This window comes from Desulfotignum balticum DSM 7044, assembly GCF_000421285.1.
Taxonomy (GTDB): Bacteria; Desulfobacterota; Desulfobacteria; order Desulfobacterales; family Desulfobacteraceae; genus Desulfotignum; species Desulfotignum balticum.
Genome location: NZ_ATWO01000001.1, coordinates 3,248,009 through 3,271,584, shown reverse-complemented (window position 1 = coordinate 3,271,584; position 23,576 = coordinate 3,248,009). Strand labels below are relative to the sequence as shown.

The following is a 23,576-nucleotide window of genomic DNA, read 5'->3' as shown; positions in this document are numbered from 1 at the left end:
CCCACAATCTGATCCGTCCATCAGATTGTGAGGCACCTGACGAACCGGGGTTCTGACTCCGTTTACCGACTTTTACATAAACTCTGATCCTGAAATTGATTTACAATGTCCAGGGATGCTGTTATGTAGAGTTGTTTGATCCATCAACCAACAGGAGTTTACGAATGTTTTTTCAACTGATTCTGCCGCCGCCGCCCTGTAACAGCTGATCTGCTGTCAGGTAATCACGTGGCATCATAAAATCGGTCCCCCTGGTTTTTGTTCAGGAAGAAGCCGGAGCTGTGCATTTGTTCGGCATCTTTTCTGTGCAAGCGTGGGAGGCATCAATTACAGGCGGAATTATTATGGAAAAACGGATATCCATCATTGGGTTGAATCTGTCAGTATTTTTGTTCATGTTCGGGGTCGGGATGATCGTCCCGCTGCTGCCCCAGAAAATCATCACCTTTACCGGGTCGTTAAAGACCGTCGGCTATCTGGCCTCTGCGTTTGCCGTCCCGTTTGTATTGCTCCAGTTTCCCACAGGGCGTTTGTCTGACCGGTATGGGTGCCGGCGTTTTCTGGTGGCCGGGTACCTGATCTGTTCGGCTTCCGGGCTCATATACTGTTTTTCACAGACCCAGGCGATGATCTTTTTTGGGCGGCTGCTCCAGGGAATCGGTGAAGCTCCCTTGTGGGCCCTGGCACCGGCCCTTTTGTCCATGCTGTATCCCGCAGCCAAGGGAAAAATGATCGGGGCTTACAATGCATCGCTCCATCTGGGGCTCACCCTTGGCAGTGGCTTCGGAATTCTGATGGCCGGGGTGTGGGTGAAAAATGAACCCTTTGTGCTGTTTGCCCTGTCAGGGCTCCTGGGGGCTTTTCTTATTTTTGTGACGGTCAAAGATCCCCGGGCAGAAGGAAGCGGGGTTGAAACGGCCCTGGATACCGGCGGGCTTAAAAAGATCCTTGCCTATCCGGGTATCCTGGCCGTGTTCTCGGGCATTATTCTGTATGGGGCCGGATACGGGGCTTCCCTGACCGTGCTTCCCGGTTTTCTGATCCAGGAAAAAGGATTTACACAGGCCCAGATTGGCGGGTTTTTCACCCTGTTTTATATCGGCATCAGCCTGTCCCAGATCATTACGGGCCCCGTATCCGACCGGCATGGGCGGACCAAGACCATGATCCTGGGACTGTTCATGATCACTGCGGGCCTTGGGATGTTTCCGGGCAGGGACGGTTGGGGGATTTACCCCTGGCTTTTTTTAGCCAGTTTCGGGCTGGGCGTGTTCTGCGTGTCTGCCCTGTCATGGCTGAACAATGCCGTGGCGGATTCTTTGAAAGGCACTATATCCGGCGCGTTCTATCTGTTCTGGGGAATCGGTTTCTTTATAGGCCCGGCAGCCCTGGGGATGTTCGGGGAAGCGGCCCGGGGCTTTACCGGATTCCATGTTCTGGCGCTGCTTTTTTTGTTGCAGGCATTGGTTCAATGGGTGCTTGGATACGGGAGCCGGAAAATTGGCCGGGGCCAGACCCGCCCCTGAATGAATGGGAATTCCAGAAAGATGAGGAAGCGCATGGCAGAAGGCGGCGTTGTCATAACCTCGGGGCAGTCGGATTTCCCCAGTTTGCAGCCGTTTTAGCCGGTTTCCCCGGAAGGATGTTTCAAGATTGGTAATGGCCCGGATCTGGCGGTTTTATCCACCACTACCCAGCCTGAGTGCTCAAGCATGGTGCCAATGTTTTCTCGTGCTGCTTGTTCGGGGGGTCTTGAATTCACAACAAATCCCTTGCCCCATGGATTACGGCTAAAACGTCGATCTGGTCTGGTTTTATGTGATAAATTAAGCGGTAGGGGCCTTCTATGACTTCACGGATTTTTTCCAAATCATATTCTGGGACTTTTCGTCCAGAAAATGGGAAATCTGTTATCTGTTGAGATCTTCCTGTTATTCGATCCACCATACGCTTTGCGTACCCCGGCGAATCAAGTGCAATATAAGCGTGAATGGCATCTAAATGCTTTTCCGCCGTATCTGTCCAATGGACCCTCATTCCAGCAAACCATATTTGGCACGAACTTCTTTTACATCCTTGGTCCGGCCCGCAACGCTGTCCGCCAGACCGCGCTTAATCGTCTCCCGAATATATATTTCCCGCATTAAATCATCCCAGGTAGCGTCAGCTGGCATACGATCAATAAGGCTATGCGCTTCATCCTTTTCCAATATCGTTGTCATGTGAACCTCCTTGTTTAATCTGAATAACGGCCATGCCTGTCTGGCTCAACAAACAATGAAAGATTCTGGCAGGTTGATCAGTTCTTTCATATAAAAATAACGCAGAACGATATCCATGCCAATTTTATTTCGAAATTTGAAACAATCGGTCAGTGTTTTTGTCACATTGTAAATTTTACGAAGCTGTCCACCATTTTCACGAAATATTATTTCAGGATTTTTTTTCATTGGCACGCAAGACATATTGTTTCCACTTAATTTTATATGGTGACAATATGTCTGATATTGATCAAAAAATCAAGGCGAGGTTATCGGATTTTCATCCGGTAACCGGGTGTGATGTATTGCACAGCATGATAGTATTACCGTAATACACCTATTCAGCAGGAGGTGCCCATGCAGACAGTTATCAGCAAACTCACCAAAAAATGTCAGGCCACTGTGCCCAAACCAGTAAGAGAACGGCTTGGGCTTGATGCGGGTGATGGGATCGCTTTTGAAATTGAAGATGATATGATCAAGATCAGAAAAGCCAGACATGGGCATTGATGAGTTGACCGAACAACGGTTAAAAATCATATTTTTTTGAATATCCCCGCGGGGTATACATGAAATCCAGGTACGTATTCGAGGTGCTGTTTCCGACAATTACCGTTGTCAGCATATCCACATCCGCTGTATCAAGGCCGTTTAAAGGGATTATCGATACGTTCTGACGGTCACGCATGGCATTTTGGACAATGCCTGTGGGGGTATCCGCATCCCGGTATTTCAGTATGATTTCCATGGCTTTTTGAAGCTGCCAGTTTCTCTTCCGGCTTTTCGGATTGAAGATCACGATGACAAAATCAGCCATGGCCGCACATTCAATCCGTTTTTCGATCAGATCCCAGGGTGTCAAAAGATCGCTTAAACTGATACAGGCAAAGTCATGGGTCAGGGGGGCGCCTAAAAGAGATGCTGCCGAGGCCAGGGCGGGAATGCCCGGCACCACTTCCACCCGGAGACCGTTTTCAGGTACAGGGTCACCTGCTGTCCTGGCTACAGGAATCTGTTTTTGTCGGCAGATTTCCAGGACAAGGCCGGCCATGGCATAAATTCCGGGATCACCGGAAGAAATAAGTGCACATTTTTTTCCGGAAAGCGCTGCATCTATGGCTGCAATCACCCGATCCACTTCTTTTTTCATGGTGGTGGCAATGATTTCTTTTCCTTTGATCCGATCCTGGATCAGGTCCACATATGTGGTGTATCCGGCAATCACGCCGGCTTCATCAATGGCTGCGCCTGCACGGCGGGTCATATGGTCGGGATGTCCCGGTCCGATCCCGACGATGAACAGGATATTGTTGTTCGGGCGATGGCAATGGTGACCTGCCTGGTTTTCTGTTTGGTTACAATCAGTTTCCCCGGGGTTGCCGAGAGGATGGCTGCTGCTTCGCATACGCTTTTTGCTCCTGTATATTTTTCTGCAAAGGGTGATACTTCGGAAACGGGACTTACCTGGTTGAGTGTGTCGCTGTCGTAAAAGTAAAGGGGCACACAAAGGCGTTGGGCCAGTTCAAGAATACCGGGTTCATCCTTTTTTAAATCAATGGTGGCGATGGCCCGGATGCTGTGTATGGACAGGCTGTGTTTGTCACAAACTTTTTTCAGCAGGCCGCTGATTTCAGACATTTCAGTTCCCCGGTTGCATCCGATCCCGGCAAAAAGAATTCTGGGACGGAGAACCAGGTCATGCCTGCCTGTCGTCCGGGTTTGGTCATCCACGATGATGGATGGTGCATCCGGGTTTTCGGCGGCACTTTTCCTGATGAGCCGGGCAGGGATTTTTCCTGCCAGCAATCCATAGGGATCGTGCATGAATACGGGGTGGTTTTTTAAAAACATCATATTGATGGTTTTAACGGCGGATGGATTTTCGATTTCAAGATTCTGGTCCCTGGCGATCATGTCCATGGAAGGCAAATCGTTTGCATCCGTCGCCGTGGTGATGACCGGCACCGCATTGATCACCCGGGCTGCGGATTCTGAAAGCCGGTTTGCCCCCCCTAAATGACCGGAAAGCAGGGAAATGCAAAACCGTCCGGCATCATCAATGACCACCACGGCCGGGTCTGTTGTTTTTTTCCTGATATGCGGTGCAATCACCCGGACGGCAATGCCTGCGGCCATGATAAAAATATGCGCCCCATAGGCATGAAACTGGTCTGCAACGGCATCGCCTAAGCGGGTGAATGTTTTTTTGCACCATGGAACGTCAAGGCGTTCAGATACAAAAAGATCGGCACCGGAAAAATGGGCACCCAGTTTTTTTGAAAGAAAAACCCCATGGGGGGTCAACGCCCAGATGGCCATATCAGCCCCGGTATTCATGTCTGAAGTCTTTGTCATATAATTTGGATTGATACGGCATCCGTGACTTTTCCATGTTCAGAAACGGGCTGACCACAATCAGGGCCTGGCTTTTAATTTTTTCCTTTTGAATGGTTTCCGACAGATTTTTTACAGGGATATAATACAGGCGTTCTTCCGGCTGTGACACCTTGACGGCAATGGCGCAGATAAAATCTTCTCCATAGTGTTCGGCCAGTATCTTTTGGACCTGTCCGGCCTGGGCGATGCTTAAATAGATTGCCATGGAAGCCCGGTGCGCGGCAAGGGCTTTGAGGTTTTCGGATTCCGGGACCGGTGTCCTTCCGGCGATCCGCGTCAGGATGAGGGTCTGCGTGATTTCAGGAAGGGTGTATTCCATTTTCATGGCGGCTGCAGCGGCAAAGGCGGCCGTGACCCCGGGAATCACCGTATACGGGATCCCCTGTTGGTCCAGTTGAACCATCTGTTCCTGGATAGCGCCATAAAGGGAGGGATCTCCCGTATGCAGGCGCACCACTTTTTTCCCCTGTTTTACCGCATCTGCCATCATATGAATAATCTCATCCAGGTGCAGGGGGGCACTGTTTACGGCCGTGGCATTTTTTGCCCATTTAAGCAGGGTTTCGGGGACCAGGGACCCGGCATAGACCACCAGGTCTGCCGCCATCATTGCCTTCTGTCCCTTGACGGTGATCAGTTCCGGATCACCCGGACCGGCACCTACAAATATTACCGGATGTCGCTGCATCTGTTTTTCTCCTGTTTTGTTCCTATTGTTTGATCCCCTGTATGATAAACACAGGATTCCGGCTTTTCAGCATCTGCCCCCAGGGCATACCATGCCCGGTATTTACCTGTACCTGGATGATCCGGGTGTCAAATCCCATGGAAGAAAGCATGTCAAGGCTTGCAGTCATGTTGCTGATCAGCACGGTATTGATAACCATGATTCCGTTTTCCTTTATTCGTGCCCCGGCGGCACGGATGATGGACGGCAGGTCTTTGCCGCCGCCCCCGATAAAAATACGGTCCGGATCCGGCAGGGTTTCCATTTCTCCGGGGAGATGCCCCTGACAGACAGTGAGGTTTTTCACCCCGAATGTGTTCCTGTTTCTGTGAATGTCCTGGATCCGGGTGTCTTTTTTTTCAACGGCATAGATCATTCCCCCGGTAATATAATATGACGCTTCAATGGAGACGGAACCGCTTCCGGCACCCAGATCCCACAAGATATGGTCCGGCTGGAGCCTCAGTTTTGAAAGTGAAATAACACGGATTTCAGGTTTGGTGATCAGGCCCTGTTCGTGATGGAACCGGTCATCGGGCATTCCCGGAAAAACCGGCACAACGCTTTGGGCCGGATCATTTTTTTCCCTGAGAAACACCACCAGGTTCGGTTCTGAGAAATCCCTTTCCACTGGTTGTCCCGGATCAAACCAGGTAAGGGTTTCATCCCTGCTGCCGAGCCGTTCCAGAACACAGATCTGAAAATCAGTGATCTGGTTTTCACCCAGGGTGCGGCAGATCCTGGCCGGTGTTTGGACAGGGTCCGTAAAAACAGCGAGTTTATCATGGGTCCTGAAATCACCCAAGTGCCTGTTTTCAAACGGACGGCCGTGAAAACTCATCACCCGGACATCCTGCCAGGATTCTTTGATCCTGGCAAATGCCGCTGCCACGGCGCTGATGTTGGGGTATATTTGTATTCTGTCTTTTCCGATGCGGTCGGCCAGATACGCGCCGATGCCGAAAAAAAGGGGATCTCCCGAAGCCAGGACCACAATGTTTTTTCCTTGTGCCAGTTTGTCCAGAAACAGGCCGGGCAGGGTGTCTAAATTTTTTTTAATTTCAATTTTTTCTCCGGAAAACAGCGGGAACAGGGCCAGGTGACGGGCCCCGCCGGAAAGGACATCCGCTGTTTGTATGAGGGCCAAATGGGTATGGGTCAGGTCGTTTCGGGAAAGGCCGAGTCCAATGACGGATAACATGATTTAAGTCTTCCTGCGTGATGGATTTGAGTCAAAATATATCCTGCCGCTGAAATCAAAAATGATCGCCCGGATATTGACAGAGATTCCTGAAAAAGACCGGGCTGAGCAAATGATTTCCGACCCCACCCGGGCGATCACGGCGGGTGCCGTGTGTTCAAGCATAAAAAAAGCCTGTCTTGCCGTGTTGGCGGATACAATGTTTTGGGCGGCCGCTTCATTTCCCGTAAGCGCCAGTGTCCACCGGGAAAGTGTTTTCAGACACAGATCTGTTTTTGCCGCATGGGTATGGGGAAGTCCATCTGCCATTTTAAGGGCCTTTCCAAAAAAAACAGCCAGCACGATGTCTGAAAATCCCATCCGGGCCGCTGATTCAAGGGACAGTTTAAAAAAATCACCCATCTGGATAAACGCTTCTACCGGATCATCCGTAAAATATTTTTGGGCAAACCGTTCACTTCTTCTTCCCGTGGTAAAAAATATTCTTTTTACACCGCATGCCCGGGCCACGGAAAGAGATGACCGGATCGTGGCAATATAGGCTTCGTGGGACATGGGACGGACAACCCCCGTGGTTCCCAGAATCGAAATGCCGCCGATAATTCCCAGCCGCGCGTTCAGGGTATGCCCGGCAAGCGTTTCTCCCTCAGGAACAAAGATTTCTATGGAAACGGCAAAGGACCCGCCGCTGTCCGCCAGCATCTCTTCAACCACGGATGTGATCATTTGTCTTGGGCCGCTGTTGATGGCCGGATGCCCGGGCGGGATTTCAAGGCCGGGTTTTGTAACCCGTCCCACGCCTTTCCCGCCTGAAAGGGTCAACACGGAAACCTCTGTTTCTTTGATTGATACCACGGCACCGATTTCAGCTTTGTGGGTCACATCCGGGTCATCGCCCGCGTCTTTGATCACGGTGCACACGGCGGTGTGTTTACCGGATTTTTCCAGTGAAAAAATGTCAATGTCCCGGTGGCCGCCACCGATGAAACAGATGGTAACAAATTGCTTTTTTTCTTTTTTCAGCAAAAGATAAAGGGCGCCTTTTACGGCGGCTGCTGCGGCTGCACCCGTTGTAAACCCTTGTTTTAATCCTGGTTTTTTTGATTTAGCCATTTTTTTGGGAAATACTCAATATAAAATAAAAAAACAGATGCCAACGGCAATCAGGCTCAATACCCTGAAAAGTTGACCCAGAAGGAGAATCTGTAATCCCATTTTGGGCGAATAGATACCGATATACCTGGGAAGCTGGTGACGGATGGCCCGCAGGGGGAAGGCGATAATGTTTCCGGCCAAAAGGGCAAGCACCGTTTGTTCAACGTTTATAAGCCCGGCATCAAGGAGTGCGCCGGCGGCTGCAAATCCGGATGTGAATTCCGCGGCAAAACTGAGTACCACGACGGAAAGCGCTTCCACCGGAATAAACGCCAGGGAAAGGTTTTGGGCCAGAAACTGGTTGGCCGCATCAAAATAATTCAGCGTATTGATCATGAAAACAGCGATATATACGGGCAGTACATACACAAAAACAGTTAAAATGCGCTTTGGAATTTTTTCTTTGATGGCCTGGATCATTTTTTTTCGGGAGGGATGGCTGCCAGGGACACCGGTCGTTTGGCTGTTGGTTGCCATTCGGGTTTCAGGGTGAATAAAAAAACGGCCGTACACAAGACAGAGAAAAGTCCGGATAAAGGTGGCCAGAAATGTGAGAAAATAATAAATGACCCCGGCTTTTCCGGTTAAGGGCAGAACAATGAAAAAAGTGGTGGGAAGGTGGAGAAAATAGGCGGGTAACTGGTTCACAAAATTCGTGACAAAGAGTTGTTGCCGGGTGATTTTTCCTTCTTTGTAAAAATCAAGGAGCATGGCGTTTGCCGTGACACCGGATACAAATGCCGCGGTAAATGCGGCGCCGCAGCGATCGCCTAGATGACCGAACCTGAAAAAAGGCCTGGCGGCAACCCCAAGGGTCCGGGTCCAGCCGGAAGCCTCAATCACCTGGCCGGCAACAAGGCCTGCTGCGATAAAACCCATCAGGGTGAGCAGGGGCATCAACAACCTGCCGGTCAGCTGCGGCACGGTCACCTTGTCTGTCAGGATCAGTCCTGACATGAGCATTGCGGCGGATACAGTCAGGGAAACGGCAAGCGGTTTGTATTTAAAGGTGGATTCCGGCATGATCATGACCTGTTTTTTCCAAGTCTTTTTTGAGATTCCGTTTGGCAATAATCAAAGACCAGTAGTCTGGTTTTTGTTTTTCAAGATCTGTTACGTCCTCAAATATTTTTTCGCCTGCCCGGCCGCACCGGGAGACCCCCCGGCTGTTCCGGAGCAGGCCGGCCTCTGCAAGGGCGTCATTGATATCTTTTATGTTTCTGTAGGTTTTCAGTAATACCACATTTTCCGCGCAACCGGAAAATTTTCTCAGCGCTTTCCCTCCTCTGGCACCGGAGGTAATCAAAAGGGATTCCTCCCCTTCCACCAGGGGCATATTCATCCGGGATGCGGCAGCCAGATACGAGGGGATGCCGGGAATGGACCGGATGGGAATACCGGGATTTTTCTGCCGGATGATCCGGATCAGATATCCGTAAGTTGAATAGGTCAGCACGTCTCCCAGGGTCAGGAACGCCACATTTTTCCCCTGTTCAAGTTCCGCCATGATCACCCGGGCGTTTTCTTCCCACAGCGTTTCTTTTTCGTCTTCGTTGTTGGACATCTGGAAGGAGAGCATCCGGATATCCGCCTGATCTGAAATGTGGGGTCTTGCGATTTCGACAGCAAGACTGTGCCTGTTTTTGATGGAAGATGCCGCAAAGATGACGTCGACATGGTTGATCATACGGACGGCCTTCAGGGTCAACAGTTCCGGGTCACCCGGGCCGACACCGATACCGTAAAATGTACCTGTTGAATGATTCATATTTTTTTTCCTGTTGTTATGACTGCTTATCCATGGAAAGAATGATCAGCGCATTCAATGCCCCTGCGGCAATGTTGGAGCCGCCTTTTCTGCCGGTATTGGTGATATAGGGGATATCGTGTTCCAGAAGAAGTGCCTTGGATTCGGCTGCATTGACAAATCCCACGGGAAAACCGAGAATCAGAGCAGGAAAGGCTTTTTGGGCTTGAATCAGTTCAATTAAACGTAACAGGGCCGTGGGAGCGTTTCCAACAACATAAATACCCCCTTCCATTTCCGGAACAGACCGGTTCACAGCTTCAAGGGCCCGGGTGGTCCCGTTTTTCCGGGCCGCGTCTGCGACATCACTGTCACTGATACGGCAGATCACCCGGTTGCCGAATGGCACCAGCGCTGTTTTCCGAATGCCGGATCTGGCCATTTCCGTGTCCGTGATAATGGGCTTCCCGGACCGGATCGCCGTAATCCCTGCCGCAATGGCATCTTTATGGAACCGGATGGTGTTTAAATAGTCAAAATCAGCCGAGGTGTGAATCAGCCGCCGGACCACGGGCCATTCAGCCGGTCCGAATCCATGGCCTTGGGCTTCGTTGTCGATAATCTTGAAGCTTAATGTTTCAATTTCCTGTGGTTTCATCGTATATCCTGTCTGGTATTGGTGTGATGGCCTCCTGAAACACAGTATCCCAGGCGGTTCCTGAAAATTCGGGGTAAAGCCGTATTCCGGTCTGGTGAATGCCGTGAAGCAGACGCATGGTGGGCCGTGAAACAATATGCTCGTCAATGATGTAAACCCGGTTGTTTTGGATCGCCCGGATCACGGAAAATCCGGGCTCATTCTTGATTTGATCCAGGGTTGGACGGTTCATGGGGCCTTGCTGGGACAGGAACACATCAATATCCGCTGCTTTTGACAGTATCCGTTCCTTGCCGTATACGGCGATGTTGCTCCCCCGGGACGGCCTGGCATCATCGGCAATATTGATGCCCCCGGCGGTTTTCAAAACAAAATCAGCCATGGAGCCGTTTGAAAAGGTTTTCATTTTGTCATGGATGGCCTCGAAATACACTTTCTGGGGGGGTGTTGCGTTTTTTGAATATGCATTGAATTTTTCAACCGCCAGCTGAAATTGTTGGATCATCCTGTGGGATGTGTCTTTTTTCCCGGTCAGTATGCCCAATATTTTCCAGTATTGATACATCTCTTCAATGGTTGAGGGCTGGATGGAAACAACCGTGATGCCGCTTTGCTCCAGCCGTTTTGTCAGCCTGGCATACCCCCTGTCGATCATGGGCCGGATCAGTACCAGGTCCGGCCTGGCCGCCAGGAACCGTTCCGGGTCATCATGGTATGAAAAGGCCGGTTTTTCCTGTGCTTTTTCAGGATATGAATCGGATCGGGACACCCCGATGATCTCCGAATCCAGACCCAGATAAAACAGATTTTCCGTGTGGGCCCCATAAAGAGATATAATCCGTGAAAACGGCCGGCTCACATTAATTGTCCGCCCGGACTGGTCGATCAGCGTGGTTTCATCCACAAGCTTGACATCCCCGGGAAGATCCGCAGAAACGCAGGGTGTGAACAGGCCGGTCAAAACCCAAAAAAAGAAAAGCCCCCTTTGTATCACCATGACGCTGCCTTCCCTGTTTTAAACACGGCCTGCCCGGCCTGGTAAAGGGGTTCGAACCGTATTTTTGACTGAATATGAAACACCGTTTCAAGCATTTGTTCGGTCATCAGGTCTTGTGTCGGCCCTTTTTTGACCAGGGTTCCCTTTTTCATGAATACCATTTCATCACAGAATATCGCTGCCAGATTGATGTCCTGAAATACAGAGATAACAGTCAGGCCTTTTTCACGCACCTTTTTTTTAACCGTGTCAAGCAGATGGATACTGTGGCGGATGTCAAGATTGGAAGTGGCTTCGTCCAGAAGAAGGATATCCGTGTCCTGGGCCAGGGCCCTTGCAAACACCGTCCGTTGCCGCTCACCCCCGCTGATTTCCGTGACAAGCTGGTCTTTCAGACGGCTTATTCCGGTGATTTCCATGGCCTGATCACATCGTTGGAAGTCTTGGGCAGAGGGCCTGGAAAATCTTGGTATATAAGGGTATCGTCCCATCATGACCACGTCGGATACCCGATAGGGAAAGTTGATATAAAAATTCTGGGAGACCAGACTTATCTGTTTTGCCAGGATCTTTTTAGGGGTTTTCTTTAAACATTTGCCCATGAAGCGAACTTCGCCTCGGTGGGGATGAATGAATCCGGCCATCAGGTCCAGCAAGGTGGTTTTACCACATCCGTTGGGTCCGAGGATTCCGTAAAACCGGCCTTTTTTAAAGGTTTCCGAGATGCCGGTGAGAACGATGTCACGGTCATAGGCAAAAAACGCCTGCCGGATGTCATGGCAGATTTCGGTCATTGCCGGGTCCTCATATGGTTTCTCCTGAAGATAAAGCAGAAAAAAGGACCGCCGATCAATGCGGTGAGCACGCCGATGGGAATCTCAACCGGAAGCATGGCCCGGGTGACCGTGTCTGCGGAAAGCATGAGGATGGCGCCGGCCAGAAAACAGACCGGCAAAAGTCTCTGGTTGTCGGGTCCTGCAAACGACCGCATCATGTGCGGCACCAGAAGTCCCACAAAACCGATGATTCCGGAGACGGACACACATATCGCCGTGACAAAGGATGCCGTGAAAAGCAGGTAAAGCGTCACCCGGCGGGTTTCCACCCCGAGTGTGACCGCCATCCGGTCGCCTAAGGAAATGATGTTCAGGTCCCTGGAAAAGTAATAGATGACGATGAAGCCGCCCACCACGGTAATACTGACAAGAGACACATCCATCCATGTCCGGGAGGCAAAACTGCCCATGAGCCAGAAAATGATGATGGCCACCTGTTCATCTGCCAGATATTTTAAAAAGCTGATTCCGGCGGACAAAATGGATGATACGATAATTCCGGACAGGATCAGGGAGTTTGAGGAAAGACCCTGCCGGTCAAAGGTCTGTCCGGATGACAGAAAAATCACGATCAAAAGAGTGACGGCGGCACCGGAGAATGCGAAGCCCGGTAATATATACAGGTTCAGGGAAGGGAAAAACAAGATGGCCAGAGATGCGCCGAATGCAGCGCCCGCGGAAATTCCCAGGGTAAAGGGGTCGGCCAGGGGATTTAAAAGAATCCCCTGGTACACGGCGCCGGAAACGGCAAGTCCTGCACCCACAAAAACAGCGGTCAGAATTCTGGGAAGCCGGACATCCATGACCACTGTCCGGATCACGGCATCGATTTTCTGACCGGCATCCGGGCCGGGGAAAACCGTTTCAAAAATACTGCGGGTCACCTCGGAAAACGGGACAGGAATATATCCCATCCCGGCGGAACCGATCACGATCAGGCACAAAAGACCCAGCAGAACCAGGTTTTCCGTTACCATTTTCATCCCTTTTCCCGGGGTATCGGTCATTTTATTTTATACCGGCATCTTTGATCACATCAAAAATGTGATCACTGTATATTTTTGCCCATCCGGTGTTTTCACCAAGACCGGTAATGTCACAGGTGACCGACATTCCCATCTGCTCAAACCGGGTTTTCCATGAATCTTGTTCATCTCCTGCCATGTCATTGCCGGCATGATCACCGGCCACCACCATTAACGGTTTCATAAAAACTTTTTTAATACCTGCGTGCTTCAGGTCTTCTGCCACGTGACTCACCAAAGGGAATCCTTCAACCGCACCAATGAATACCCGTGTGTCCGGGTAGGTTTTCCGCAGGGTATCTTCCAGTTCAACATATGCGCCTGTGGAGTATATCTCGTTGCCATGTCCCATATAGACCATGGCAGCACCCATTTTTTTTGCTTTTTTAATATCATTTTCAAGGGCGTTTGCTGCAGCCTGAATATCTTCCTGGTAGAAATGTGTTGCTGACGGTGCGCCAAGGGCCGGACGGCCTAAGACAAGGATATCAAAAGGCATGTATTTTTCACGCAGGGTTTTGATGCTGTTCAGACCAGACATATAGGCGCAAAGATCTGCATAAGATTCCCCGGCAAAAACATGCGTGGGCTGAACAACAATGGTTTTAATCCCTTGGTCCTGAAGATCGGCAACCGTTGCCAGCGGCGACTTCACGTATAAAAAATCCCTGCTGATTTCCTTGTTTTCTTCCAGAAATCCGGTATCATTCTGGCGGTCATGCCATATTTTCCGGATGACATTGGATGTGAACGCATGGGTTACCATATAGTCGGGATGGTCTTTTTGAACGATTTCTTCAATGGTGGTCAATGCTTTTAACGCATCCGGATGTGAGGTGCCGAAACTGGCCAGCACAATCGCTTTCCGGGGTGTTTGGCCGTAAGCCATTGAAAAAATCAGAAGGACAGACAAGCTGGTCAGCATGAAACGAATGAAGTTTTTGATCATGATTTCATCTCCTTGAAATAAAAAAATCCCCTGACCATGATATTTTTCAATATCATGGTCAGGGGATTCCGTATTCAATCCGGTCCACAACGGGGTTATCTTTCTTCCGCGAAAAATAATCCCAAAATTCCTTCCAGGCAGGTCTTCTGACTTCCGGATCATTCTAATTGCCGCGCCTTCCCGTTTATATTCAATCAATAAACAGTGACAAACTGCGGCTTTCGTCCCCGGTTACAGCGGCGGGCCCGTTCCTGATTTTAACAGGATTCCCTTTTCAGCTTAAAGAACCGTATTCCGGCTCTTCATAAGCACCTGGAGGATCTTTTCAGCCCAGGTTAAATAATACAGGCTGAAAAATTCAATCGCTTTACTAATAGTCTTTACAAATATGGAATGTCAAGCAGAATATTTATTCCGGATGGTTTCAGTCAGCAGGTCCTGCCGCTTTTTTTTTCTGTCACGTGGGCGCGGCCTTTTTTCAGATGGATTTTCATTTTCCCAATCCCTGGCTGATCAGGGTGACGGGGTGGACCACAGTCAGGTTGTCTTTTTCAGACAGGTTGCCGTGAAGGTTGATCCGGCACACGGGGCAGTCCGTAAGCCAGAAATCAGCCCCTGAAGTCCGGGCGCCGGCCAGTTTTTTGGCCATCATTTTTTTGGAAATATCCGGGTATTCATAGAAAAACGTACCGCCGCCGCCGCAGCAGGCCGCTTCATCCGGAACCGGGATATAGTCAAAGCAGGGCAGGGCCTTGAGAAGCGCCTGTACCTTTGCCAGGGAATTGAAGCTGTTTTTCGAATGACACGGGGCATGGTAGATCACTTTGTGCTTCGAGATGTCCGAAGTCATGGCAGCGGCCAGGTCATTGATGTGGTCATGGAGAAACGAAAGAATATCCCGGGTTTTCTGGGCGATCAGGTCCGGCATGCCCGGGATGATTTTTCGGGTCAGGGCTGCGGCATGGCCCCTGCCGGCCGGGATGTTCATTAAAGCCGGGTATTCATCTTTCAGGGCCGCCCCGCAGGTGGTGCAGTCCACGATCACGGCATCCCAGTTTTCTGCGGCTGCATCCAGGGCGTTTTTTCGGGTATGGCCCCCGTGTTCCCCCATGGCCTTCTGGATCGCCGCCAGGTTGACAGCCATGTTTTCACGGGCCCGGTCCCTGGCCCCGTGGAACATCATGGGGATACCGCAGCAGGTCTGGCTTTCCGGGATCACCACCTCATACCCCAGCTGAGTGAGGATATGGACGGTGGCCTGTCCCGTGTCGGCAAACATATAGTTGGTGGCGCATCCCGTGAAATAGATCACCCGTCCTCTGGGGTTGCCCCTGGCAAAAGACACCCGGGACAGGGTGCTGCGCAAAGGCCGGCGGTTCATCTCTGGAAACCGGTGAACCGGGATGGTGCCGATTTTGTAAGCTTTTTCCAGGGCTGCCGGGGTGAGGCCCCGGCCGATCCTGGCCAGGCCGGCCCCCATGCGCAGGCGGTATTCTTTGGCCAGCAGATACACCAGACTTCTTATGGCTGAAGGTTCCGGTAAAGACCGGGCCAGCTGTTCCCGCATGTCCATGAATCTGGCATAGTGATTGATGCCGGATGGACACACAACCTTACAGGCCCCGCACATCAGGCACTGGGACACCAGGTCTTTCAGCAAAGGCGAGGCGGACAGATCTTTTTTTTCAAACGCCTTGATGAGCTGGAGCCGGGCCCTTGGGGATGCCTGTTCCTGCTTGATCACCTGGTACACCGGGCATACGGACAGGCACAGCCCGCATTTGCCGCAGTTCTGGATGGGTTTTCTTGTCATACGAATTTTCCCGGGTTCAGGATCCCGTCCGGATCCACGGCCTGCTTGATGGTTTTCATGAAATCAATGGTGCCCGGGTCCATGACCAGGGGCAGGTACTTGGCCTTGGCCAGGCCGATGCCGTGCTCCCCGGACAGGGTGCCTTCCAGATCGGCCGCGGCCCGGAAGATCTCGTCAAATACGGCCATGACCCGCTCCCATTCTTCGGCATTGCTTTTGTCCGCCGGGATCATGGGGTGCATGTTGCCGTCCCCGGCATGGGCCAGAATCCCCACCCGTAATTTATGTCTGTCAGCGATCTGTACGATGCGCCGCACCATTTCCGGGACCCGGCTCACGGGCACGGTGACATCTTCTGAGATAATGTCCGGGGCCAGCTTGGCAAACACGCCGTAGGCCGAGCGCCGGGCCGTCCACAGCCGTTCTCTGTCCGCGGCTGTTCCGGCTTCCTGGATATGGACGGCATGGTGGGCATGCAGTTTTTCTAAGATCAGCCGGATCTGTTTGTCACAGGCTTCCGCCATCCCGTCCACCTCGATGAGCAGGGTCCCGGCCGCTTCTCTGTCCAGGCCTAAGCCGGCCTTGTCCTCGATGGCGTTCAGGGTGAGCTGGTCCATCAGTTCCATGGCTGCAGGCAGGATCCCGGACCCGATGATGTCCGTGACCGCCGTTGCCGTGTCATCCAGGTCTTTGAACGTGGCCATGATGGTTTTCACGGTTTCCGGCACGGGTACCACCTTGAGGATTGCTTTGGTGACCAGCCCCAGCGTGCCTTCAGACCCGCAGAACAGGGCCGCCAGCTTGTATCCCGTGACATCCTTGATGTTTTTGCTGCCAAAGGTGATGATTTTGCCCGAGGCCAGCACCACCTCCAGGCCCAGGATATAATCCAGGGTCACCCCGTATTTCAGGCACCGGGGGCCGCCCGCGTTCTGGGCAATGTTGCCGCCGATGGTGGACATGTTCATGGACCCGGGGTCCGGGGGAAAGAAAAATCGGTCAGGCGCCAGGGCTGCCTGGAGATCGGCGTTCACCACGCCGGGTTCCACAATAATGTACCGGTCTTTGGTGTTGATCTCAATGATCCGGTCCATTTGTGAAAAACAGATCACCAGGCCGTGGCGGGCCGGTATCGGGGCCCCGCACACCGAGGTGCCCGCGCCTCTGGCCGTGACCGGGAGTTGGTGGGCCGATGCCAGAGCCAGAATTTGCGACACCTCTTCCGTGGTTTCGGGAAAAACCACGGCTTCGGGCATGGATTCTTCCACAAACGCGTCATAGGCATAGCAGAAAAGCTGTTCTTTTTTGTCCAGCCACCGGGCAGGGTCCACAATGGCCAGAAACTGGTTTGTCAGGTCCGGTGAGATCAATGCCGTCTCCTTTTTTGTCGGGTCTGTTGGGGCCGGCCCCCTATTTGAGCAGCCAGTGGGGCAGTGCCAGGGAAATCCAGGGAATATAGGTGACCAGCATCAGGCAGGCCAGCATGATCAAAAGAAACGGGGCCACACCCCGGGCAATGGTCACAATAGGCGCTTTGGTGATGCCCGAAGCCACAAACAGGTTCAGGCCAAAGGGCGGGGTGAGCATACCCATCTGGATGTTGAGCACCATGACAATTCCGAAATGCACCAGGTCGATGCCGTACCGGTTCAGGGTTTCTAAAAACAGCGGGGCCAGAACGAGCATGGCGGACACATCATCCATAAAGCATCCCAGAATCAGAAACAGCAGGTTGACCGTGAGCAGAAACATCCAGGGCGTGTCAATGTATCGGATAATGATATCTGCCAGATGATGGGGAATCTGTTCGGCCGTGAGCAGCCAGATAAAGGTCATGGCACATGATAGAATAAACAGCAGGCAGGCGGACAGAATGGCGGCTTCCCGGCATACGTCCGTCAGGTCTTTGATGCCGAACTCTTTATAGATCACCATTTCCACAAACAGGGCATAGACCACGGACACGGCAGCGGCTTCCGTGGGGGTGAATACCCCGGAATAGATGCCCCCCAGCACAATGAACGGCAGCATCAACGCCCAGATGCCGTCTTTGCCCGTTTCGATCAACCGGGCCACAGAAGCGTTTTGGTCAATGCGCCAGTTGTGTTTTTTGGCCACAAAAAAGGTGTACACCATCAACGAGAATCCGATGAGCAGCCCCGGCATCACCCCGGCCATGAAGATTTCCGCCACGGACACGTTCATGACCAGGCAGTAAAGAATCATGGGAATGGAAGGCGGGATCACAATGCCTAAAGAACCGGACACCGTGATCAGGCCTAAGGAAAATTTTTCACCATACCCGGCCTTGATCAGGGCCGGGATCATGATGGCGCCGATGGCCACCACCGTGGCAGGCGATGATCCGGAAATGGCGGCAAAAAAAATGCAGCCCAGGATACCGGCCATGGCAAGCCCCCCGGGAAACCATCCCACCAGGGCATTGACAAAATTAATGAGCCGCCTGGCAATGCCCCCCCGGGTCATGATGGCCCCGGCCAGAATGAAAAACGGAATGGCCAGGAGCACAAACTGGTCCAGGGCGTTGAACAGCTGCTGGGTGATGATGGTCAATGGGGTGTTGGAAAAAAACACCAGGGACATAAGAGTGGTCACGCCTAAGATCACGGCAATGGGCACGCCTGAAAACAGGAGCACGGTAAAGCACAGGCCAATGAATAAAATCATGGTGTCTGCCTTTTCATGTCCTTGGCAAAGGCGGTGATCAGAAACCGGATCCCGATGAACACACAAAACACGGGGATGGGAAGATAGGCGATATACATGGGGATCTGCAGGGTGGGGGAGGTGGTTTCATAGCCATGCATGCGCAGCACGATTTTCCAGGAATGATACGCCACAATAAAGAAAAACCCGGCGGCCAGGCTGTTGGTGAAAGTTCGGACCCGGCCCTGCCAGGGCGGTTTCATGTGGGTGACCAGAAGATCCATGGTAAAATGGCTGCCCGTGCGCACTCCGATGGATGCGCCTGAAAATGCCACAAACACGCCGATATACCGGCCCAGTTCCTCAAACCAGGTAAAGGAATAACTGAACACATACCTGGAAATGACCTGGACAAATCCGATCAGAGCCAGGATCAGAATGGTCCACACCAGGGTGATCTCTTCCACCCGGTGAATAAAAACAAAAAACCGGTTACATCCCGTGGGTTTCAATTTTTTCCAGCACAAAATCAAACAGATCGTCCCCGATTTTTTTGCGGTATTTGTCCCAGACCGGGGTCATGGCTTTGCGGAACATTTCGCGCTCTTGTTCAGACAGGTCAATGATTTCAATGTTGTTGGCCCTGGCATAGGCCTCCACGGACATGTTGAGTTTGGGTAACGACTCATGCAGGGCCGCTGTGACCGTCCGGTTGATTTGAATGGACTGCCGGGCCGCCTCTTTGAAAATCTGCTGCTGGGCCTGGGTCAAACTTTCCCAGTAATCCACGGATACAATAATGACACATTCCGTGACACAATGCTGGGTCCGGGTCACATATTGCGTTACTTCCGTGAATTTCATGAGAATGGAGGTGATCAGCGGATTTTCCTGGGCGTCGATCACGCCGGTCTGCAGGGCATTGTAGGTTTCAGGAAACGGAATGGCCACGGGAGATGCTCCCAGCTGCCGGAACGTGTCCAGATACGTGGGAGAATTCATGACCCGGACTTTAAGGCCTTTGATGTCATCCGGGGTCCGAACCGGGCGCTTGTTATTGGAAAAATCCCGGAATTCATTTTCCGTCCACCCGATGGCAATGAAGCCTTTTTTGGGGAAATAGGAAAAAATGCGTTCCTGAACTTCCGGATCATCAATGGTGGCATACAGGGTCTGCCGGTTCGGGAACAGAAACGGCATATCCAGAATACTGCACTGGGGCACGAAATTTTGAAGCACGGCCGTGGCAACGGCCGCCATTTCCAGGGTGCCGGCCTGCACCTGTTCGGCCAGAGAGCGTTCCCCGCCCAGCTGCCCGGCCGGGAATGTGGCAATGTCAATGTCACCGTGGGTTTTTTCTTTCACATAATCAGCAAAGGCATCCACACCCTTGGCCTGGCCGTGAAACGGCGGGGCCACATGGCCGAACTTCACGGTCTGGGCAAATGCCGGTTGAAAAAATCCCATGAAGAAAAATATCAGAAAGACCATGCCGGACAGGCAAAAATCAGGTTTGATATGTGACGTTTTCATGCAAACGGCTCCTTGTTTTACAAAAAAGGGGGGTTCGGCAGATATTGAAAATTTTGCCGGCCCCCCTTTGTTTAATCAAATGTGAAACCTAAGTGTTACATAGCGGTTTCCGGGTGGAATACATTGACTTCTTTTAAATCATCCCCCAGATATTCCCGTTCGTTTGGGCCCAGGATACCCAGAGACAGACAGATCAGGGTCCACATGTGTACCACGGGGTAGTTGCTGCCATAGTGTTCACTCAGTTCATGGATCTGGGCGTGACAGTTGTGGCACCCGGCAATGCAGTAGTCTGCGCCTGTGGCTTTGATCTGGTCGTCCTTGATTTTACCGTAGGCCAGGCGTTCCTCCTTGAACCCGGATTGCAGGAATCCGCCGCCGCCGCCGCAGCAGTAGTTGTTGGAGCGGTTGGGCTGCATGTCGATGAAGTTTTCTTCACCCACCACGGATTTGACCACAAACCGCAGGTCTTCGGCAATGGGATCCCCATAGCTTTTCCGAACGATCTGGCAGGGGTCCTGCACCGTGAATTTGATCTTCAGGTCCTTGTTCCAGTCGGAGTTGACTTTGAGTTTGCCCTCACGGATCCACTTGGCATAATATTCATAAATATTTTTGACTTCAAAGTTGTGTTCCAGGTTGAATTTTTTCAGTCCGGCCCGGACTGAGAAAGTGACGTGCCCTCACTCGGTATTGAGGAACGTTTTACACCCCAGCTTATTGGCTTGATCCACACTGGTTTTGGTAATATGCTTCCATCCGTCGTCATCGGCCAGGAACATGCAGTAGTTTTCTCCGGCCCAGCCTTTGCTGCCGTAGGTCCAGTCCACACCGGCCAGGTGCAGGATCTTCCACAACGGCACCAGTTCGTCGGGTTCAGTCACGGGTTCTCTGGAATTCTGGTTCAGGAAAAATTCCGCGCCTTGTTTGTCAATGGGGGCCTGCATGTCTGCAAATTCCGGCTGGGCTTCCCGGTATTCTTCCAGCACATCCTCGACCACGAATTCAAAGTCCTCTTCCGTGGTGCCCATGGCAGAGCCGGTGTCGTTTCTCAATGCCATGTCGCAGGAACCCAGAATCCCTTTGGGCCGTTCTTCCCTGGGCCGCAGGGCCCGGGCGTTGAACACCAGCTGGGGAATGTCGATTTTCATGGGGCAGACATAGATGCACCGCTGGCACATGGTGCACATCCAGGGCCAGTCTGAGGCGGCAATTTCCTCGTCCATGCCCAGGGCAGCCATGCGCAGAAATTTACGCGGGTCCATATCTCTCAAGCCTGTGGCCGGACACCCTGATGAACAGGCGCCGCAGGTCAGGCAGGCGTTCAGATTTCCGCCTTCCGGCAGAATTTCCTTGACCTTGTCAATAAACAAACTTCGGGCCTTTTTTTTGCCCAGTTTTATCACCGCTTCTGCCATGAATCGTTCCTTTCTTTATCTATCATCCCGTCAAAATGATTTATATGGTTTATCTTTCAATGTATGATTCTCACCCGACAACGGCAATCTTTTCCATGTGTCAGACTCCTTGTTATTAAGGTTTGCCTGAAGTAGATAACAATTTTATATTTAGTATGTCAAGAGCACAATGGATGCCGGGGCTGTATTTTAAAAAAATTGTTGAAAAAACAGGCCACAGGCTATTTGACATTTGCCCGTGATGATTTAAACTGTATTCAATTTTTACCTGCCCGGGGATCCGGGCGGATTGACGGGAGAAAACATATCACATGAAAACAGATACCATGACGGAAAAAAGCGGCGCTGTTTCGCGTCAAACGCTTTACATAATGATCCTGGCTGCCTTGACGGTCGGATTTATTGTCGGGGCCGCATACACTTCTTTTAAACTGGCCAAAGATGGTTCCGCAACCCGGATGGACGTCCATTCCGGTCCGGCACCGGGTTCAGACGCACATTCGGAAACCGCCGGGACAGCCGCACCGGATATGGACGACAAGATTGCGGAACTGGAAGCACTTGTGAAACAGCACCCTGAAGATGCCCGGGCCTGGGCCAATCTGGGTCATGTGTATTTTGATGCAGATCAGCCGGATTCAGCCATCCAGGCGTATCAGAAATCACTGGCCCTGGTGCCGGGAGATCCGGCCGTGCTCACGGACATGGGCGTGATGTACCGCCGGAACGGGGAACCGGACAAAGCGATTCAGGCGTTTGATCAGGCCGTCGCCGCCTCTCCGGGGTTTGAAACTGCGTTGTTCAACAAAGGCGTGGTGCTCATGGCGGACCTCAATGACCTGCCCGGTGCCATGGCCGCCTGGGAAGCACTGGTGAAAGTCAATCCGGATGCCACCACGCCCGGGGGTGAAAAGGTGGCGGATATTGTCTCGCGCATGAGACAGCAGAATTAATGGATATTCTTGATTTGTCTTTTTTAACGGGAGAAAATTCATGAATGTGACGACACTGAACACCATAGAAAAATTTGAAATTCAGGCCTACGCAAAATCCAGGAATGTGGACAGAAAAGACCATGTGCCGTTTTCCGGATCTCCCAGAAAACATCCCTGGGACCCGGAAAAAATCATCCTGATTGTCGATCCGTTCACTGCCGGAACTTTTTACTATGAGTTCAAGATCAAAGACATCGGATTTGCCGAGGAACTGGCCAGTATGACCAACATTGACGGCGAATCCGTGGCCATGGCCCGGATCTGGGTGAAAAAAAAGAGCGTGGCCACCCAGAGCACCCCGTTTGTCGTGGATTCGATCCGGCACTTTTAAGCCGCATTATATCTGGCAGGTTGGTTGTCTTTGTGGTATTGTCTTTGCTTGTTATCCTGGCACGGGCGGAGCAAAGATAAATGAAGCACAAAAAAAATATACTTGCGGCATCCGTTTTCACTGCCGTGCTGATTCTGGCGGTGGTGATCGGGTACAAGAATCTGTCGTATAACTGGCAGTGGTATCGTGTGGCCCCGTATTTTTTTTCCTTTGAAAACGGGCGGTTTGTGGCAGGGGTTCTGCTCCAGGGCGTGTGGATCACCTTCAAAATTTCCGCGATTTCTCTGGTGCTTGCACTGGTCACCGGTATGGTGTCCGCGTTTGCCAGATTGTCGCCTTATGTGTCTTTGCGGGTGCTGGCCTGGTGTTATGTGGAAACCATCCGCAACACCCCGCTTTTAATCCAGATTTTTGTCATTTATTTTGTCATCTCACCGGTGCTGGATCTGTCTGCCTTTACGTCCGCAGTGATTGCCTTAAGCCTGTTTGAAGGGGCGTATTCTTCGGAAATCATCCGGTCAGGTATCATCAATATCCCCAAAGGTCAGTTTGAGGCGGCCCAGAGCATCGGCCTGCCGGTTTTTGCCACCTACTATAAGGTGGTTGTTCCCCAGATGCTGCGCCAGACCCTGCCCATGCTGGCCGGCCAGAGTGTGTCTCTGATCAAGGATTCCGCGCTGGTGAGCACCATTTCCATTTATGATCTGACCATGCAGGGGCAAAAAATCGTATCTGAAACGTTTTTGACTTTTGAAATCTGGTTTGCCGTGGCATTATGTTATCTATCCATTACAGCGACATTGTCTTTTATCATCCGGCGAATCGAAACCCGGATGAGATTTGTGAATTAATTTAAACGGAAAAGG

25 protein-coding genes and 1 riboswitch are annotated in these 23,576 nt (G+C 51.6%); of the genes, 5 read left to right on the top strand and 20 right to left on the bottom strand.

The features are described from left to right. Positions 1–344 precede the first annotated feature (344 nt). Positions 345–1,526: an MFS transporter gene (locus K365_RS0116540; protein WP_024335479.1), complete on the top strand. Its 1,182-nt coding sequence runs from the start codon at positions 345–347 to the stop codon at positions 1,524–1,526. A gap of 232 nt (positions 1,527–1,758) precedes the next feature. Here K365_RS0116540 and K365_RS29445 read toward each other — a convergent pair whose 3' ends face one another. Next, the gene (locus tag K365_RS29445; protein ID WP_024335478.1) at positions 1,759–2,037 is read right to left on the bottom strand and encodes a type II toxin-antitoxin system RelE/ParE family toxin; all 279 of its coding nucleotides are present in this window, start codon (positions 2,035–2,037) and stop codon (positions 1,759–1,761) included. Next, on the bottom strand, positions 2,034–2,222 hold the full coding sequence (locus K365_RS0116530; RefSeq protein WP_024335477.1) for a hypothetical protein: 189 nt from the start codon (positions 2,220–2,222) through the stop codon (positions 2,034–2,036). Before K365_RS0116530 ends, K365_RS29445 begins: the two co-directional genes overlap by 4 nt. A gap of 396 nt (positions 2,223–2,618) precedes the next feature. On the opposite strand from K365_RS0116530, the gene K365_RS27465 reads away from it, so the two are divergent. Further along, complete coding sequence (locus K365_RS27465; RefSeq protein WP_084489870.1) at positions 2,619–2,771, top strand: AbrB/MazE/SpoVT family DNA-binding domain-containing protein; 153 nt, start codon at positions 2,619–2,621, stop codon at positions 2,769–2,771. 19 nt (positions 2,772–2,790) lie between these two features. On the opposite strand, the gene cobJ is transcribed toward K365_RS27465, so the two are convergent. The 18 genes from cobJ to K365_RS27460 form a co-directional block, all read right to left on the bottom strand. After that, a complete protein-coding gene (gene cobJ, locus K365_RS0116515; RefSeq protein WP_024335475.1) occupies positions 2,791–3,525 on the bottom strand; it encodes a precorrin-3B C(17)-methyltransferase in 735 nt (244 codons plus the stop codon). Then, positions 3,522–4,616 (bottom strand): cobalt-precorrin 5A hydrolase, encoded by a 1,095-nt coding sequence (locus K365_RS0116510; RefSeq protein ID WP_084489869.1) that lies wholly within the window; start codon positions 4,614–4,616, stop codon positions 3,522–3,524. The genes cobJ and K365_RS0116510 overlap by 4 nt, the downstream gene beginning before the upstream one ends. Beyond that, positions 4,582–5,346: a precorrin-4 C(11)-methyltransferase gene (gene cobM, locus K365_RS0116505; RefSeq protein ID WP_024335473.1), complete on the bottom strand. Its 765-nt coding sequence runs from the start codon at positions 5,344–5,346 to the stop codon at positions 4,582–4,584. The genes K365_RS0116510 and cobM overlap by 35 nt, the downstream gene beginning before the upstream one ends. A gap of 22 nt (positions 5,347–5,368) precedes the next feature. Then, a complete protein-coding gene (cbiE, locus tag K365_RS0116500; RefSeq protein WP_024335472.1) occupies positions 5,369–6,586 on the bottom strand; it encodes a precorrin-6y C5,15-methyltransferase (decarboxylating) subunit CbiE in 1,218 nt (405 codons plus the stop codon). 3 nt (positions 6,587–6,589) lie between these two features. After that, entirely contained in the window at positions 6,590–7,699 is a 1,110-nt protein-coding gene (gene cbiD / locus K365_RS0116495) for a cobalt-precorrin-5B (C(1))-methyltransferase CbiD (RefSeq protein ID WP_024335471.1), read from the bottom strand. A gap of 15 nt (positions 7,700–7,714) precedes the next feature. After that, entirely contained in the window at positions 7,715–8,770 is a 1,056-nt protein-coding gene (locus tag K365_RS0116490) for a nucleoside recognition protein (protein WP_337833242.1), read from the bottom strand. Further along, the gene (cobI, locus tag K365_RS0116485) at positions 8,745–9,509 is read right to left on the bottom strand and encodes a precorrin-2 C(20)-methyltransferase (RefSeq protein WP_024335469.1); all 765 of its coding nucleotides are present in this window, start codon (positions 9,507–9,509) and stop codon (positions 8,745–8,747) included. The genes K365_RS0116490 and cobI overlap by 26 nt, the downstream gene beginning before the upstream one ends. 16 nt (positions 9,510–9,525) lie before the next feature. Continuing rightward, positions 9,526–10,146 (bottom strand): precorrin-8X methylmutase, encoded by a 621-nt coding sequence (locus K365_RS0116480; protein WP_024335468.1) that lies wholly within the window; start codon positions 10,144–10,146, stop codon positions 9,526–9,528. After that, positions 10,127–11,143, bottom strand: coding sequence for an ABC transporter substrate-binding protein (locus K365_RS0116475; protein WP_024335467.1), 1,017 nt, complete (start codon positions 11,141–11,143; stop codon positions 10,127–10,129). The genes K365_RS0116480 and K365_RS0116475 overlap by 20 nt, the downstream gene beginning before the upstream one ends. Further along, entirely contained in the window at positions 11,137–11,937 is an 801-nt protein-coding gene (locus K365_RS0116470; RefSeq protein WP_024335466.1) for an ABC transporter ATP-binding protein, read from the bottom strand. Before K365_RS0116470 ends, K365_RS0116475 begins: the two co-directional genes overlap by 7 nt. After that, the gene (locus K365_RS0116465) at positions 11,934–12,962 is read right to left on the bottom strand and encodes a FecCD family ABC transporter permease (protein ID WP_006967260.1); all 1,029 of its coding nucleotides are present in this window, start codon (positions 12,960–12,962) and stop codon (positions 11,934–11,936) included. The genes K365_RS0116470 and K365_RS0116465 overlap by 4 nt, the downstream gene beginning before the upstream one ends. Before the next feature lie 25 nt (positions 12,963–12,987). Beyond that, the gene (locus K365_RS0116460; protein WP_006967261.1) at positions 12,988–13,953 is read right to left on the bottom strand and encodes a sirohydrochlorin cobaltochelatase; all 966 of its coding nucleotides are present in this window, start codon (positions 13,951–13,953) and stop codon (positions 12,988–12,990) included. A 119-nt stretch (positions 13,954–14,072) separates the two neighbouring features. Next, positions 14,073–14,284, bottom strand: a riboswitch (cobalamin riboswitch). A 159-nt stretch (positions 14,285–14,443) separates the two neighbouring features. Continuing rightward, positions 14,444–15,766, bottom strand: coding sequence for a (Fe-S)-binding protein (locus tag K365_RS0116455; RefSeq protein WP_006967262.1), 1,323 nt, complete (start codon positions 15,764–15,766; stop codon positions 14,444–14,446). Continuing rightward, on the bottom strand, positions 15,763–17,136 hold the full coding sequence (locus K365_RS0116450) for an FAD-binding oxidoreductase (RefSeq protein WP_024335465.1): 1,374 nt from the start codon (positions 17,134–17,136) through the stop codon (positions 15,763–15,765). The genes K365_RS0116455 and K365_RS0116450 overlap by 4 nt, the downstream gene beginning before the upstream one ends. A gap of 40 nt (positions 17,137–17,176) precedes the next feature. Continuing rightward, entirely contained in the window at positions 17,177–18,454 is a 1,278-nt protein-coding gene (locus tag K365_RS0116445; RefSeq protein ID WP_024335464.1) for a TRAP transporter large permease, read from the bottom strand. Continuing rightward, the gene (locus K365_RS0116440; protein ID WP_024335463.1) at positions 18,451–18,945 is read right to left on the bottom strand and encodes a TRAP transporter small permease; all 495 of its coding nucleotides are present in this window, start codon (positions 18,943–18,945) and stop codon (positions 18,451–18,453) included. Before K365_RS0116440 ends, K365_RS0116445 begins: the two co-directional genes overlap by 4 nt. After that, positions 18,926–19,966, bottom strand: a complete 1,041-nt coding sequence (locus K365_RS0116435; RefSeq protein ID WP_029725447.1) for a DctP family TRAP transporter solute-binding subunit — start codon at positions 19,964–19,966, stop codon at positions 18,926–18,928. The genes K365_RS0116440 and K365_RS0116435 overlap by 20 nt, the downstream gene beginning before the upstream one ends. 95 nt (positions 19,967–20,061) lie before the next feature. Further along, entirely contained in the window at positions 20,062–21,384 is a 1,323-nt protein-coding gene (locus K365_RS27460) for a (Fe-S)-binding protein (protein ID WP_084489868.1), read from the bottom strand. A 311-nt stretch (positions 21,385–21,695) separates the two neighbouring features. Between K365_RS27460 and K365_RS0116415 the strand changes: the two genes are divergently transcribed. The 3 genes from K365_RS0116415 (at position 21,696) to K365_RS0116405 (ending at position 23,561) form a co-directional block, all read left to right on the top strand. Further along, positions 21,696–22,337 (top strand): tetratricopeptide repeat protein, encoded by a 642-nt coding sequence (locus K365_RS0116415; RefSeq protein WP_024335459.1) that lies wholly within the window; start codon positions 21,696–21,698, stop codon positions 22,335–22,337. 40 nt (positions 22,338–22,377) lie between these two features. After that, positions 22,378–22,710 carry a hypothetical protein gene (locus K365_RS0116410; protein ID WP_006967270.1) on the top strand — a complete coding sequence of 111 codons (333 nt, stop codon included), beginning with the start codon at positions 22,378–22,380 and terminating at the stop codon, positions 22,708–22,710. 80 nt (positions 22,711–22,790) lie between these two features. Beyond that, positions 22,791–23,561 carry an amino acid ABC transporter permease gene (locus tag K365_RS0116405; protein WP_024335458.1) on the top strand — a complete coding sequence of 257 codons (771 nt, stop codon included), beginning with the start codon at positions 22,791–22,793 and terminating at the stop codon, positions 23,559–23,561. The last annotated feature ends 15 nt before the right edge of the window (positions 23,562–23,576 follow it).

Bases quoted from the DNA above. Each gene is read 5' to 3' on its own strand.
- K365_RS0116540 (WP_024335479.1), top strand. From the start codon at position 345: ATGGAAAAACGGATATCCATCATTGGGTTGAATCTGTCAGTATTTTTG.
- K365_RS29445 (WP_024335478.1), bottom strand. From the start codon at position 2,037: ATGAGGGTCCATTGGACAGATACGGCGGAAAAGCATTTAGATGCCATT.
- K365_RS0116530 (WP_024335477.1), bottom strand. From the start codon at position 2,222: ATGACAACGATATTGGAAAAGGATGAAGCGCATAGCCTTATTGATCGT.
- K365_RS27465 (WP_084489870.1), top strand. From the start codon at position 2,619: ATGCAGACAGTTATCAGCAAACTCACCAAAAAATGTCAGGCCACTGTG.
- cobJ (WP_024335475.1), bottom strand. From the start codon at position 3,525: ATGACCCGCCGTGCAGGCGCAGCCATTGATGAAGCCGGCGTGATTGCC.
- K365_RS0116510 (WP_084489869.1), bottom strand. From the start codon at position 4,616: ATGACAAAGACTTCAGACATGAATACCGGGGCTGATATGGCCATCTGG.
- cobM (WP_024335473.1), bottom strand. From the start codon at position 5,346: ATGCAGCGACATCCGGTAATATTTGTAGGTGCCGGTCCGGGTGATCCG.
- cbiE (WP_024335472.1), bottom strand. From the start codon at position 6,586: ATGTTATCCGTCATTGGACTCGGCCTTTCCCGAAACGACCTGACCCAT.
- cbiD (WP_024335471.1), bottom strand. From the start codon at position 7,699: ATGGCTAAATCAAAAAAACCAGGATTAAAACAAGGGTTTACAACGGGT.
- K365_RS0116490 (WP_337833242.1), bottom strand. From the start codon at position 8,770: ATGATCATGCCGGAATCCACCTTTAAATACAAACCGCTTGCCGTTTCC.
- cobI (WP_024335469.1), bottom strand. From the start codon at position 9,509: ATGAATCATTCAACAGGTACATTTTACGGTATCGGTGTCGGCCCGGGT.
- K365_RS0116480 (WP_024335468.1), bottom strand. From the start codon at position 10,146: ATGAAACCACAGGAAATTGAAACATTAAGCTTCAAGATTATCGACAAC.
- K365_RS0116475 (WP_024335467.1), bottom strand. From the start codon at position 11,143: ATGGTGATACAAAGGGGGCTTTTCTTTTTTTGGGTTTTGACCGGCCTG.
- K365_RS0116470 (WP_024335466.1), bottom strand. From the start codon at position 11,937: ATGACCGAAATCTGCCATGACATCCGGCAGGCGTTTTTTGCCTATGAC.
- K365_RS0116465 (WP_006967260.1), bottom strand. From the start codon at position 12,962: ATGAAAATGGTAACGGAAAACCTGGTTCTGCTGGGTCTTTTGTGCCTG.
- K365_RS0116460 (WP_006967261.1), bottom strand. From the start codon at position 13,953: ATGATCAAAAACTTCATTCGTTTCATGCTGACCAGCTTGTCTGTCCTT.
- K365_RS0116455 (WP_006967262.1), bottom strand. From the start codon at position 15,766: ATGACAAGAAAACCCATCCAGAACTGCGGCAAATGCGGGCTGTGCCTG.
- K365_RS0116445 (WP_024335464.1), bottom strand. From the start codon at position 18,454: ATGATTTTATTCATTGGCCTGTGCTTTACCGTGCTCCTGTTTTCAGGC.
- K365_RS0116435 (WP_029725447.1), bottom strand. From the start codon at position 19,966: ATGAAAACGTCACATATCAAACCTGATTTTTGCCTGTCCGGCATGGTC.
- K365_RS0116415 (WP_024335459.1), top strand. From the start codon at position 21,696: ATGAAAACAGATACCATGACGGAAAAAAGCGGCGCTGTTTCGCGTCAA.
- K365_RS0116410 (WP_006967270.1), top strand. From the start codon at position 22,378: ATGAATGTGACGACACTGAACACCATAGAAAAATTTGAAATTCAGGCC.
- K365_RS0116405 (WP_024335458.1), top strand. From the start codon at position 22,791: ATGAAGCACAAAAAAAATATACTTGCGGCATCCGTTTTCACTGCCGTG.